Source organism: Kitasatospora sp. NPDC051170, from assembly GCF_044455705.1.
GTDB lineage: Bacteria > Actinomycetota > Actinomycetes > Streptomycetales > Streptomycetaceae > Kitasatospora.
On record NZ_JBITFA010000007.1, the window covers coordinates 226,100 to 239,356 of the forward strand.

General features: G+C 75.8%; 9 protein-coding genes. 7 read left to right on the forward strand and 2 right to left on the reverse strand.

Translation table 11 applies throughout. The annotated features are described in order from the left end of the window. Window positions 1–67: 67 nt before the first annotated feature. The 7 genes from ACIBCA_RS17650 (at window position 68) to ACIBCA_RS17680 (ending at window position 8,835) form a co-directional block, all read left to right on the forward strand. The gene (locus ACIBCA_RS17650; protein WP_396283790.1) at window positions 68–1,030 is read left to right on the forward strand and encodes an alpha/beta hydrolase; all 963 of its coding nucleotides are present in this window, start codon (window positions 68–70) and stop codon (window positions 1,028–1,030) included. A 333-nt stretch (window positions 1,031–1,363) separates the two neighbouring features. After that, window positions 1,364–3,070, forward strand: coding sequence for an ABC transporter substrate-binding protein (locus tag ACIBCA_RS17655; RefSeq protein WP_396283791.1), 1,707 nt, complete (start codon window positions 1,364–1,366; stop codon window positions 3,068–3,070). Next, on the forward strand, window positions 3,067–4,041 hold the full coding sequence (locus tag ACIBCA_RS17660; RefSeq protein WP_396283792.1) for an ABC transporter permease: 975 nt from the start codon (window positions 3,067–3,069) through the stop codon (window positions 4,039–4,041). The genes ACIBCA_RS17655 and ACIBCA_RS17660 overlap by 4 nt, the downstream gene beginning before the upstream one ends. A gap of 10 nt (window positions 4,042–4,051) precedes the next feature. After that, window positions 4,052–4,867 (forward strand): ABC transporter permease, encoded by an 816-nt coding sequence (locus tag ACIBCA_RS17665; protein ID WP_396283793.1) that lies wholly within the window; start codon window positions 4,052–4,054, stop codon window positions 4,865–4,867. Beyond that, window positions 4,867–6,552 (forward strand): dipeptide ABC transporter ATP-binding protein, encoded by a 1,686-nt coding sequence (locus ACIBCA_RS17670; protein ID WP_396283794.1) that lies wholly within the window; start codon window positions 4,867–4,869, stop codon window positions 6,550–6,552. The genes ACIBCA_RS17665 and ACIBCA_RS17670 overlap by 1 nt, the downstream gene beginning before the upstream one ends. Further along, window positions 6,549–7,745, forward strand: coding sequence for an NtaA/DmoA family FMN-dependent monooxygenase (locus ACIBCA_RS17675; protein ID WP_396283795.1), 1,197 nt, complete (start codon window positions 6,549–6,551; stop codon window positions 7,743–7,745). Before ACIBCA_RS17670 ends, ACIBCA_RS17675 begins: the two co-directional genes overlap by 4 nt. A 67-nt stretch (window positions 7,746–7,812) precedes the next feature. Next, the gene (locus ACIBCA_RS17680) at window positions 7,813–8,835 is read left to right on the forward strand and encodes an LLM class flavin-dependent oxidoreductase (RefSeq protein WP_396283796.1); all 1,023 of its coding nucleotides are present in this window, start codon (window positions 7,813–7,815) and stop codon (window positions 8,833–8,835) included. Between the two features lie 74 nt (window positions 8,836–8,909). On the opposite strand, the gene ACIBCA_RS17685 is transcribed toward ACIBCA_RS17680, so the two are convergent. Both ACIBCA_RS17685 and ACIBCA_RS17690 read right to left on the reverse strand, forming a co-directional pair. Continuing rightward, window positions 8,910–9,953, reverse strand: coding sequence for an LLM class flavin-dependent oxidoreductase (locus ACIBCA_RS17685; RefSeq protein ID WP_396283797.1), 1,044 nt, complete (start codon window positions 9,951–9,953; stop codon window positions 8,910–8,912). Between the two features lie 81 nt (window positions 9,954–10,034). After that, window positions 10,035–13,256, reverse strand: coding sequence for a type I polyketide synthase (locus ACIBCA_RS17690; RefSeq protein WP_396283798.1), 3,222 nt, complete (start codon window positions 13,254–13,256; stop codon window positions 10,035–10,037). Window position 13,257 lies beyond the last annotated feature (1 nt).

The following is a 13,257-nucleotide window of genomic DNA, read 5'->3' on the forward strand; positions in this document are numbered from 1 at the left end:
GTAGCGCACAGCCGACTGATAGAACTGACCTGAACTACCGAGTTCAGTTTGAGGAGGCTGCGCGCCCATGGACGACATCTCCCCCCGGCTCGACCGGGAGCTCCTGGCGGGCTACGTCACGCCCGTACCGGGCATGGCCCCGCTGCGCCCCGACGGGGCCGATCCGGCCGTCGAGCGCCGGGACCTGGTGGCCCGCGACCCGCAGGACCCGGCCGCCCCGCCGGTGCGGGTACGGGCCTACCTGCCCGCCACGCCCTGCGGCCGGCCGACCCGCCCGGCCGTGGTGTTCGTGCACGGCGGCGGCTTCACGGCGGGCGAGCAGCTCGAATGGTTCGACCCGCTGTGCGAGCTGTACGCCGAGGGCGCGGGCGCCGTCGTGGTCTCGGTGGGCTACCGGCTGGCGCCGCAGCACCCGTACCCCGCCGCCCAGCAGGACTGCCGCACGGTGCTGCGCTGGCTGCGCCGCAGCGGCCCCGAGCTGGGCGCGGACGGCGCCAACCCCGTGCTGGTGGGCAGCAGTTCGGGCGCCGCGGTGGCCGCGGGGCTGACCCTCGCGCTGCGCGACGCGGGCGAGGAGCTGCCCCGGCTCCTGCTGCTGCACGCCCCGGTGCTGGACGACCGGCACGCGACGCCCTCCAGCCTGCTGATCCGCGACCGCCGCACCTGGAACCGCCCGGCCTCGCTGGCCGGCTGGGGCGCCTACCTGCACCCGCTGCGGCCCGGCCACCCGGACGTGCCGCCGTACGCGGCGCCGGCCCGGGCGGAGCACCTGGGGGGCCTGCCCCCGGTCTACCTGGGCGTCGGGGACCTGGAGCTGGGCCGGGACGAGGTGATCGACTTCGGCCTGCGGCTGTCCCAGGCCGGGGTGCCGCTGGAGCTGCACGTGTTCCCCGGCGCGTACCACGGCTTCGACATCAAGGACCCTCGCGCCGGGGTCAGCCGGCACTCGCTGGCCACCCAGGTGGACGCGCTGCGCCGGGCCCTGCATCCGCTCAGCCGGGAAATGGTTGAACAGCCCAGTTCAGTCTGATTAACTACCCAGGTCACTAAGCATCGTTTCTCGCCAGTCCCCGGCGGGAAACGGACGTTCAACGGCGCTCCGGTCCCGGAGCCGGTCTGCCCTAGGAGTACGGAGTGTCCGCCACGCGTGGCCTGCCGGGTCTGCACCCGCTGCTCGCCGCCACGCGCCGGGCCATCGACCTCTCCCGTACCGACAGCGCTCTCTGTACCCGGCCGCGTTGCGCCAGCGCGCGGCCGGGCGGTCTCTGACCCTCCCGGCGCGGCGGCCCTCGCGGCGACCCCCGACCCGTCCCGGGCGGCCCTGCCGCCGTCCTCGCCCCGCGCCCCGGAGAGAAGCCCCGCCATGCGACCGCAGCCCACGACCCTCACCAGCGGCCACGCCACCCGCCACCGAACTCCCGCCCGCAGCACGGGGTTCCGCTCCAGACTCGCCCTCGTCGCCGCCCTCACCGTGCTCCCGCTGACCGCCGCCTGCGCCGGTTCCGCGACCACGCCGAAGAGCGCCGACGCCGCGGCCGGCGGCAAGCCGGTGGACGGTGGCACCCTCACCCTCGCCGTCCCCTACGGCCCGACCTGCCTCGACCCGCACCAGGGCCAGGCCGACGCCCTGTTCAGCCGGGCCGCGCTGGACTCGCTGGTCTGGCAGGACGACGGCGGCGCCATCCAGCCCTGGCTGGCGAAGTCCTGGAAGATCTCCGAGGACCAGAAGACCTACACCTTCACCCTGCGCACCGGCATCACCTTCAGCGACGGCACGCCCTTCGACGCGGCCGCCGTCAAGGCCAACCTCGACCACGTGGTCGCCCCCACCACCAAGTCCGCCGGCGCCGCCCAGCTGATCGAGAACTACCGCTCCGCCCGGGTGGTCGACCCGCAGACCGTGGAGGTCACCCTCGCCGCACCCGCCTCCTCCTTCCTGACGGGCCTGGCCTCCCCCAGCCTGGGCATCGAGTCGCCCGCGACCCTCACCGCCGACCCGAAGGCGCTCTGCTCGAAGATCGTCGGCACCGGCCCCTTCACCAGCGCCGAGGGCTTCACCCCGCAGCAGGGCATCACCTACCAGCGCCGCGCCGACTACGCCTGGGCCCCCGAGGGCTCCGCCAACCGGGGCGCCGCCCACCTGGAGAAGCTCGCCGTCCGGATCGTCCCGGACAACTCCTCCCGCCTGGGCGCCCTGACCAGCGGCCAGGCCGACGCCGCCGCCGCCATCGCCCCGGTCAACGTGGCCAAGCTCAAGGCCGACGCCAAGTTCACCGTGCAGAGCGCCGTCTCCCCCGGCGTCCCGTGGAGCCTCAACCCGAACACCGAGAAGGGCCCGCTCACCGACGTCCGGCTGCGCAAGGCGCTGCGCAACGGCATCGACTGGCACCTGATCGTCCAGAAGCTCTACTTCGGGGTCTACCCGGCCGCCACCGGACCGCTGTCCCCCTCCACCCCGCAGTACGCCGCGGCCGTCGCCGACCAGTACAAGTACGACGCCGCGGCCGCCGGGAAGCTGCTGGACGACGCCGGCTGGACGGCCCGCGACGGCGAGGGGTACCGCACCAAGGGCGGCAAGCGGCTGAGCCTGGACTTCCTCTACATCGGCGAGTACTTCAGCCAGTACACCGCCCTGGCCACCCAGGTCCAGGCCGCCGCCAAGGACCTCGGCGTCGAGATCCGCAACCAGAACCTGGACACCGGCACCTACGTCAAGCGCGTCCTCTCCGGCGACTACGACCTGCTCAACAGCAGCGCCAACAACGCCTCCCCGGACGCGCTGCGGCTGGTCTTCGGCAGCGCGCACATCCCCACCGCCAAGATCGACAACAACGCCGCCCGCTACCACGACGACCAGGTGGACTCCCAGCTCGCCGAGGCGCTGGCCACCACCGACGTGCAGAAGCAGAAGAACCTGTACGCCTCCGTCCAGCAGAAGGTCACCGACGACGCGGCGATCCTGCCGGTGTTCAGCAACGCCTCCGTGCTGGGCACCTCGGTCAAGGTGCACGGCGTCCTCTTCGAGCAGCAGAGCTTCCCGAACTTCGCCGACGCCTGGCTCGCCCAGTGACGAGCCCCGGGATCCGCTCCGCCCTCAACTCCGCCCTGAGATCGGCCCTGGGATCAGCCCTGCGCCGGCTCGGCGGCGCCGTCCTCGTCCTCTGGGGCGCCGTGACGGTCGCCTTCCTCGCCCTGCACCTCACCTCGGGCGACCCGGTCGACCTGCTCACGGGCCTGCGCGGCACCAGCGACCAGCTGCGCGCCGAGATCACCCGCGAGTACGGCCTGGACCAGCCGCTGCCACTGCAGTACCTGACCTTCCTCGGCCACGTGCTGCGCGGCGACCTCGGCGACTCCTACGTCCTGCACCTGCCGGTGAGCACCGCCATCGGCCAGCAGCTCGGCCCGACGCTCCAACTCCTCGCCGCCACCGTGCTGGTGACCGTCGCCCTGGCCGTCCCGGCGGCCCTGCTCACGGCAGGCCGCTCCCGCTGGGTGCGCACCCCGGTCTCCGTGCTGGAGGGCCTCGGCGTCGCCGTGCCCGCGTTCTGGCTCGGCACCCTGCTGCTGGCGCTGTTCTCCTTCCGGCTGCGCTGGTTCCCGGCGCTCGGCGCGCCGGGGCTGGACGGGCTCGTCCTGCCCGCCCTGGCCCTGGCCGCCGCTCCCGCCGCGGTGATCACCCGGGTGCTGCGCCGGGGCCTGGAGCGGACCCTGGACGAACCCTTCGTCACCACGGCCCGCACCCGGGGCGTCGGCGAGGCGGCCGTCCGGCTGCGGCACGCGCTGCGGCACGGCCTGCTGCCCGTCGCCACCCTGGTCGGCTGGCTGACCGGCTCGCTGATCGGCGGGGCGGTGGTGATCGAGTCGGTCTTCTCCCGGCAGGGGCTCGGCACGCTGGCCGTCACCGCCGTCCGCAACAAGGACCTTCCGCTGGTCATCGGCATCGTGCTGGTGGCGGGGCTGGTCTACACCGTCGTCAACACCGCCGTCGACCTGTCCTACCGGCTGGTCGACCCGCGGCTGCGCACCGCAGAGAGCTGAGGAGGAGCCCGTGGTCATCCCCCGCATCCGGCCCGGAGCCGCCCTGGGGCTCGCGGTCTGCGTGCTCCTCCTGCTGGCCGCGCTCGCCCCGGGCCTGCTCAGCGGGACGGGGCCGGACGCGGCCAGCCCCGCCGACAGCCTGCTGCCGCCCGGGGCCGCGCACTGGATGGGCACCGACGAGAACGGACGCGACGTCTACTCCCGGGTGGTGCACGGCGCCCGGCCCTCGCTGCTGATCGGCCTGTCCGCCTCCGCCCTGGCGCTGGCCGCCGGCACCGTCGTCGGTGTCCTGGCCGCCCAGGGCGGGCGGACCGTCGACCGCGTCGCCGGCCGGGTGCTGGACGTCCTGATGTCCATCCCCGGCGTGCTGCTGGTCCTGCTGGTGGTCGCGGTGCTGGGCACCGGCACCGGGAACCTGGTGGCCGGGCTCGCCCTGGTCACCCTGCCCGGGTACGCCCGGCTGGTGCGCGCCGAGGTGCTGCGGGTGCGCGGCACCGGGTACGTGGAGGCGGCCACCGTACTCGGCTGGTCCCGCCTCCAGGTGGTGCTGCGGCACGTCGTGCCGAACGCCGTCGGGCCGCTGCTGGCACTGGCCACCGTCGGCGTGGGCGGCATGATCGTCACCGGCTCCGCGCTCAGCTTCCTCGGGCTCGGCCCGCAGCCGCCCACCGCCGAGTGGGGCGCCATGCTCGCCGGCAGCGGCGACTACGTGGAGGTCGCCTGGTGGACGGCCGTCTTCCCGGGCGCGGCGATCACCCTCACGGTGCTGGCCGTCTCCGCCGTGGGCCAGTGGCTCCAGGACCGGGCCGAGGGGCGGGTGGCCTGATGAGCACCGAGACCCGTTCCGAGCCCGCCGCCCCGCGCACCGAGCCCGCACCGCCGGTGGTCGAGGTGCGGGGCCTCACCGTCGCCTTCCCCGGCCCGCGCGGGCCGGTCACCGCCGTGCGCGGACTGTCGCTGACCGTCCGCGCCGGGGAGAGCGTCGCCCTGGTCGGTGAGTCCGGCTCGGGCAAGAGCGTCACCGCGCGCAGCCTGGTCGGGCTGGCGGGGCCGGGGGCGCGGACCACCGCCGAGGAGTTCCGGATCGACGGCCGTGAGGCGGGGGCGCTGACGGAGCGCCGGTGGCGGCCGCTGCGCGGGCGCCGGATCGGCTTCGTCCTCCAGGACGCGCTGGTCTCCCTCGACCCGCTGCGCCGGGTCGGCGAGGAGATCGCCGAGGCGCTGCGCGCCCACCGCACCGTGCCGCGCGCCGAGGTGCCCGCGCGGGTGCTGCGGCTGCTCGCCGAGGCGGGGGTGCCGGAGCCGGAGCTGCGCGCCCGCCAGTACCCGCACCAGCTGTCCGGGGGCCTGCGCCAACGGGCCCTGATCGCCTCCGCGCTCGCCGCCGACCCCGCGCTGCTGATCGCCGACGAGCCCACCACCGCCCTGGACGTCACCGTGCAGGCGCAGATCCTGGAGCTGCTCGCCGAGCGGCGCAGGGCCGGGCGGGCGCTGCTGCTGATCAGCCACGACCTGGCGGTGGTGGCGCGGGTGGCCGACCGGGTGCTGGTCATGAAGGACGGCGAGGTGGTCGAACAGGGGCCCACCGCCGAGGTGCTGACCGAGCCGAAGCACCCGTACACCCGGCTGCTGCTCGCCGCCGTACCCCGGCCGCAGGCGCGCGGCACCCGGCTCTCCGGGCCGAAGGCGGGGGCCGCCCTGCCCCCGCCGCGCACCGGCGAGCGGGTGGTGCTGCGGGCGGAGGGGCTCCACAAGTCCTTCGCCGTGCCCGGCCAGGCCCCGGTGGCCGCCGTCCGGGACGTCTCGCTGACCCTGCGGGAGGGCCGCACCCTCGGCATCGTGGGCGAGTCCGGCTCCGGCAAGAGCACCGCCGGGCGGCTGCTGCTGGGCCTGGCCGAGCCGGACGCCGGGAGCGTCGAGGTGGACGGCCGGTCCTGGCGGGGCCTGCGCGGGGCCGAGCGGCGCGCCCTGCACCGGCGCATCCAGGTCGTCCACCAGGACCCGCTGAGCAGCTTCGACCCGCGCTACCCCGTCGCCCGGATCATCGCCGAGCCGCTGGCCGCCACCGGGGCGCCCCGGCAGGCGCGGGCCGGGCGGGTCGCCGAGCTGATGGAGCAGGTCGGGCTGGGCCCGGAGCTGCTGCACCGCCGTCCGCGCGAACTCTCCGGCGGGCAGCGCCAGCGGGTGGCGATCGCCCGGGCGCTGGCGCCGCGCCCGCGGATCGTCGTGCTCGACGAGCCGGTGGCGGCGCTGGACGTCTCCGTCCAGGCCCAGGTCCTCGACCTGCTGGCCGAGCTGCGGGCCGAACTCGGCGTCGCCTACGTCTTCGTCTCGCACGACCTCGGCGTGGTGCGCCACCTCGCCGACGAGGTGCTGGTGATGAAGGACGGCGCCGTCGTCGAGTCCGGGGACGTCACCGAGGTCCTGACCGCGCCGCGCCACCCCTACACCCGCCAACTGCTGGACGCCGTCCCCCGGCTGGACGGCCCGAACCCCGGGAAGGCATCGTGACCACCGAAGCGAGCACCACCGAACCCACCGCCGAACGGCGCACCGAACGCGAGCTCCACCTCAACCTCCACATGGTCGGCGGCGCCATGGGAGTGCACCCCGCCGCCTGGCGCGAGCCCGGCTCCGACCCGTACGGCTTCGCCCGGGTCGAGACCTGGGTGGCCGCCGCGCAGCTCGCCGAACGCGGGCTGATGGACGCGGTGTTCCTCTCCGACACCCCGGGGATCTTCACCGACATCGACTCCAGCCCGCACGGCGCGTACTTCCACGAGCCGACCCTGATCCTCACCGCGATCGCCGCCGCCACCTCCCGGATCGGCCTGATCGCCACCGCCTCCACCACCTCCAACGAGCCGTACAACATCGCCCGCCGCTTCAAGTCCCTGGACGTGCTCAGTGGCGGCCGGGCCGGCTGGAACGCCGTCACCACCTACATCCCGCAGGTGGCCGCCAACTTCGGCGGCAGCGGGCTGGCCCCGCGCACCGACCGGTACGCGCGCGCCGAGGAGTTCGTCGACATCGTCAAGGCGCTGTGGCGCAGCTGGGAGCCGGAGGCGCTGGTCGCGGACGTGCACACCGGGCGGTTCACCGACTCCGGGCGGCTGCGGCCGATATCCCACCAAGGGGAGCACTTCAGCGTCCGCGGGCCGCTGCCGCTGCCGCCCTCCGCCCAGGGCCACCCGCTGGTGGTGCAGGCGGGCGCCTCGGAGCAGGGGCGCGAACTGGCCGGGCGCACGGCCGACGTGGTGTTCTCCGGGGCCAAGACGCCGGACGTCGCCCACGCCTACGCCGCCGACGTGCGGGCCAGGGCCGAGCGGCACGGCCGCGACCCCCGGTCGGTCAAGATCCTGCCCGGGCTGATGACCACCGTCACCGACAGCCGCCGCGAGGCCGTGGCCCGGCTGCGGCGCCTGGACGAGCTGGCGGGGCACGCCCCCTGGCGCGGGGCGCACATCGAGGCGATCGGCACGCCCGAGCACGTCGCCGACGTGGCCGAGGAGTGGTTCGTCTCCGGCGCCGCGGACGGCTTCACCCTGATGCCCGACGTCTTCGCCGACGGGCTGCCCGCCTTCGTCGAGCTGGTGGTGCCGATCCTGCAGAAGCGCGGCGTCTACCGCTCCTCGTACCAGGGCTCCACGCTGCGCGAGCACTACGGCCTGCCGCACCCCTACCCGGCCCCGGCGGCCGTGTGAGCACCACCGCCCCGGCCCGATCCACCCGCTCCCTTCCCATCGGGGGCCGACACCTGAGGAAACAGGCATGACCGCGTTCTCCGTCCTCGACCAGGGCCCCCGACGGGCCGGCACCGGCACCTCCGAACTGCTCGACGAGGCCGTTCAACTCGCGCGGCACGTCGAGGAGTTGGGCTTCGCCCGCTACTGGGTGGCCGAGCACCACGCCGAGGCGGCGGTGGGCATCTCGGCGCCCGAGATCGTCATCGCCCACCTGGCCGCCCGCACCACCCGGCTGCGGATCGGCGCCGGCGGGATGCTGCTGCCCAACCACTCTCCGCTGCACGTCGCCGAACAGTTCCGCACGCTGGAGGCCCTGCACCCCGGCCGGATCGACCTCGGCATCGGCCGCTCCAGCGGCACCGGGCACGGGCCGACCGCCGCGCTGCTCCAGCGCTCCTCGCTCGCCCCCGAGGTGTTCAACGGCCAGCTGGCGCAGTTGCTCGCCTTCGGCGGGCACGCCGCCCTGCCGCCGGGTCACGAGCTCGCCGGGGTCAGGGCCGTACCGACGGACGCGGCGCTGCCCGGGGTGTTCCTGCTCGGCGGCAGCCCCGCCTCGGCGGGCGTCGCGGCCCGGCTGGGGCTGGGCTACGCGTACCTGGCGGCGTACCAGGACCCGGCCAACGCCTTCGCGGCGCTGCGCCGCTACCGGGAGCGGTTCCAGCCGGCCCGTGAGGGCGCACGGCCGTGGGCGGTCCTGACGCTGACCGTGATCGTGGGCCGGGACGACCGGCACGCCGAGGAGCTGGCCACCCCGTGGCGGCTCGCGCTGGCCCAGCACGCGGCGGGCAACTCCGCGCCGCTGCTGTCCGTCGAGGAGGCCCTGGCCCACCGGCCGACCCCGGCCGAGCAGGCCGTGCAGCGCACCGCGCCGCTGAACGACCTGCGCGCGGAGGTGGTGGGCGGGCCGGACACCGTGGCGGCGAAGCTGAAGTCCTTCGTCGAGGAGTCGGGCGCCGACGAGGTGATGGTCGTCGCGAACACCTACGACCCGGCGGACCGGCGGGAGTCCTACACCCGGCTGGCCGAACTGGCGGGGCTGGGCGCGTAGCGGCGCGTGGACCCGTACGCGGCGAAGGGTGGGGCGGCCGAGGGGGGCGCCCCACCCTTTCCCGTGCGGCGGGCTCAGCGCCGGACGGGCAGCTCCCGCAGGGCCGGGAGCACCTCGGCGGCGAAGGTGCGCAGCGCGGCGAAGGCCGTGTCGGCGGGCAGCAGCCCGTACTCGAAGGCGGCGTTGACCCGGGTGACCCCGGCGGCGGCGAGTTCGGCCAGCTGCCCGACGATCTGCTCGGGCGAGCCGGCCAGGAGGCGCTCGTAGGCGAGTTCCTCGTCGGCCGGATCGACGGCGGCGGGGACGGGCGGCAGGCCCCCGGCGGGGTGGGCGCCCTCGGCCAGGGCGCGGGAGGTCTGGATCTGCCGGGCGACCTCGCGGGCGGCGGCCCGGCGCCCGGCCGGGTCGGTGCCGACGTGGACGAACCGGTTGACGGCGTACTCCAGGCCCTCGGCCGTGACCCCCTCCTCGGCGGCCAGGGTGTTCACCGTCTGCCACTGGGCGGCGAGTTCGGCCGGGGTCGACAGGGCGAGGCCGAGCAGGTGGAAGCCCCGGCGGACGGCGAAGCGGGTGGACTCCGGCGAGATCGCGGCGGCCCAGACCGGCGGGTGCGGGGCCTGGTGGGAGGGGGGCAGGACGGTCACCGGGGCGTCGATCCGGTGGAACTCGCCCTTGTGGGTGACGGCGCTCTCGGTGAGCAGCCGCAGGACCAGGTCGGCGGACTCCTCGAAGGCGGCCCGGCTGGTGCCGAGGTCGCGGCCGAAGCCCAGGAACTCGTGCGGCTGGTAGCCGCGGCCGATGCCGAGGTCCAGCCGCCCGCCGGAGAGCTGGTCCAGGGTGTTGACGTCGGCGACGAGGCGGACCGGGTCCCACAGGGGCAGCACCAGGATGCCGGTGCCGAGCCGCAGGTCGGGGGCGATCGCGGCGGCCTGGCCGAGCAGCAGCAGCGGCGAGGAGCTGAGGCTGTAGCCGGAGAAGTGGTGCTCGGTGATCCAGATGCCGGAGAAGCCCTTGTCGTTGGCCCATTCGACCTGCCGGGTGAAGTCCAGGTACTTGCGGCGGGCGGACTGGCGGTCCACCGACGGGGAGATGCTCAGGTAGGTGATTCCGACGCGCATGACCGGGGTTCGCTCCTTCGGGCTTGACTCACGAGACGGGCTTGACTCACGAGGCGGACTGGGCTCACGGGCGGGGCTGGCTCACGAGGCGGGCAGGACGGATTCGGCCAGCAACTCGCCGAGGTGGGCGGCGAGTTCGGCCGGGGCGGGGTGGTCGAAGGCGACCATCGGCGAGAGGGTGAGGCCCGTCGCGGCGCCGAGCCGGTTGCGCAGGTCCAGGACGCTGAAGGAGGAGAAACCGAGGTCCTGGAAGCGCTCCCCGGCGCTGATCTGCGCCGGGTCGCTGTGGCCGAGGGCGGCGGCGGCCTGCTCCTGGACCAGGGCCAGCAGCAGGGCGGTGCGCTCGGGGGCGGGTGCGTCCGTCCAGCGCCGCAGCAGCTCGGCCGGGTCCGGGTCCGGGTCCTCGGCGCCTCGGGCGGAGTCGGCCGCGGGGAGCTCCGGCGCCGGGGCGGCGCCGGAGGGGCCGGGGGTGGCCAGCCAGTAGGCCGTCGCGGCGAAGGGGTGGCCGGGCACGGTGTCGGGGTCGGCGGCGGGCGCCGCACCGGCGGGCCGGGCGACGGCGAGCCCGTGCACCTCGGCCCCGGCCAGCGCCGCCGCGAGCGCCCTCGGCTGGGGCCGCTCGCGCAGCTGCGCGGCCAGGTGGACGGCCTCCGGGTGGATCGCGGCGGTCAGCGCGCTGAGCGTGCTGTGCGGGCCGAGCTCCAGGTAGGCGGTGACGCCGTACCGGTCGCGCAGGGTGTGCACGCCCTGCGCGAAGCGGACGGTGGCGCGGATCTGCTCGGTCCAGTACGCGGGGCCGGCGATCCGCTGCGGGTCGGCGGCCTCGCCGGTGAGGTTGCTGATCACCGGCAGGCTCGGGGCGCGGTACGTGATCCGCCGCGCCTCGGCGTGGAAGCGCTCCAGCACCGGGTCCAGATGGGCGGAGTGGAAGGCGTGCGAGACGCGCAGCCTGCGGGTGCGCAGCCCGATCGCGGTGAGCTCGCGGTCGAGTTCGGCGACGGCGGCGGCGTCGCCGGAGACCACGGTGGAGGCGGGTCCGTTGACGGCGGCCAGGCCCAGCGCGGGCCCGTACGGTGCGAGCAGGTCGGTGAGCCGCTCATCGGGAGCCTGGACGGAGAGCATCGCGCCCGCGCCGGCGGGCAGTTCGTCCATCAGCCGGGCCCGGGCGGCGACCAGCGCGGCCGCCGACTCCAGGTCGAACACCCCGGCCAGATGGGCGGCGGAGACCTCACCGACCGAGTGGCCGAGTACGGCGACGGGCGGGGGCAGCCGGGTACCGAGCAGCCGGGCCAGGGCGCTCTGGTGGGCGAACAGGGCGGGCTGGGTGTAGCGGGTGCGGTCCAGCAGGGCGGCGTCGGCGGTGCCGGGTTCGGCGAACATCACCTCCCGCAGCGGGCGGTCGAGGTGGGGGTCGAGGGCGTCGCACACCTCGTCCAGGGCTTTGGCGAACTCCTGGTTCTCGGCGTGGAGTTCGCGGCCCATGCCGGGGTGCTGGGCTCCCTGGCCGGAGAAGGTCCAGGCGGCCCTGGCGGCGGCCTCCGCGGCGCCGCGCACCAGGGCGGGGTGGGCGCGGTCGGCCGCCAGGGCGCGCAGGGCGGCGGCGATCTCCCGCGGGCGGTCGGTCAGCACGGCGGCCCGGTGGGGGAAGCGGGCGCGGCCCTGGCCGAGCCAGTGGGCGGTCTCCTGCGCGCGGCCGGCGGCCCCGGCCTCGGCGTGCGCGGCGAGCGCCAGCGCGTGCTCGCGCAGCGCCTCCGGGGTGCGGGCGGTGAGCAGCCAGGGCCGGTCGGCGGGTGGCGCAGCCGGTGCCTCCGGCGTCTCCGGGAACTGTTCCGGAGCCTCCTTCGGGGCCTCCTCCAGCACGAGGTGGGCGTTGGTGCCGCTGATCCCGAAGGAGGAGACGGCGGCCCGGCGCGGGCGCTCCCCGCGCGGCCAGGGCGCGGCCTCGGTGAGCAGCTCCACCGCGCCCGAGGACCAGTCCACGTGCGGGGTGGGCGCGTCCAGGTGCAGGCTGGCGGGCAGGGTGTCGTGCCGCAGGGAGAGGATCAGCTTGATCACTCCGGCCACCCCGGCGGCGGCCTGGGTGTGGCCGAGGTTGGACTTCAACGAGCCCAGCCGCAGCGGGCGTTCGCGCTCGCCGCGGCCGTAGACGGCGAGCAGGGCGCGGGCCTCGATCGGGTCGCCGAGGGTGGTGCCGGTGCCGTGCGCCTCGACGGCGTCGACCTGGTCGGGGGTGAGCCGGGCGTCGTCCAGGGCCTCCCGGATCACCGCCTCCTGGGCCGGGCCGCTGGGGGCGGTGAGCCCGTTGCTGGGGCCGTCCTGGTTGACGGCCGAGCCGCGCAGCACGGCGAGCACCCGGTGGCCGTTGGCGCGGGCGTCGGAGAGGCGCTCCAGCAGCAGCAGTCCGACGCCCTCGGCGAGGCCCGTACCGTCGGCGCCGGCCGCGAACGCCTTGCAGCGCCCGTCCGGGGCCAGTCCGCGCTGGCGGCTGAACTCCAGGAACACCCTCGGGTGGGCGAGCACGCAGGCGCCGCCGGCGAGGGCCAGGTCGCTCTCGCGCGAGCGCAGGGAGCGGGCGGCCAGGTGCATCGCGACCAGCGAGGAGGAGCAGGCGGTGTCGACGGTCAGGGCCGGGCCGAGCAGGCCGAAGTGGTAGGCGAGCCGGCCGGAGGCGATCGATCCGGCGTTGCCGGTCATGAAGTGGCCGTCGAGCTCGCCGGCCACCTCGTGGGGGCGCGGGGCGTAGTCCTGGCCGATCATGCCGACGTACACGCCGGTACGGGTGCCGCGCAGGGCGGCCGGGTCGAGGGCGGCGGACTCGAAGGTGCGCCAGGCGGCCTCCAGCAGCAGCCGCTGCTGCGGGTCCATGGCGAGGGCCTCGCGCGGGCCCAGGCCGAAGAAGGCGGCGTCGAACTCGCCCGCGCCGTCCAGGAATCCGCCCTGGCGGGCGTAGGAGGTGCCGGGGGTGGACGGGTCCTCGTCGAACAGGGCCCCGAGGTCCCAGCCGCGGTCGGCGGGGAAGTCGCCGACGGCGTCGCGGCCCTCGGCGAGCAGCCTCCACAGGTCCTCGGGGGCGCGCACGCCGCCGGGCAGGCGGCAGGCCATGCCGACGATCGCGATGGGCTCGTGCGCCCTCTCCTCCAGGGTCTCGATGCGGCGCCTGGCCTGGCGCAGGTCGGCGGTGGCGCGGTGCAGGTAGGCGCGCAGCCGCTCCTCGGTGGTGGCGGTGGTGGTGGTGGCGGCGGTGGTGGTGGTGGCGGTGGCGGTGCCGCCGGTGGCGGCGGTCGGGTCGGTCGTCCCGGGCATC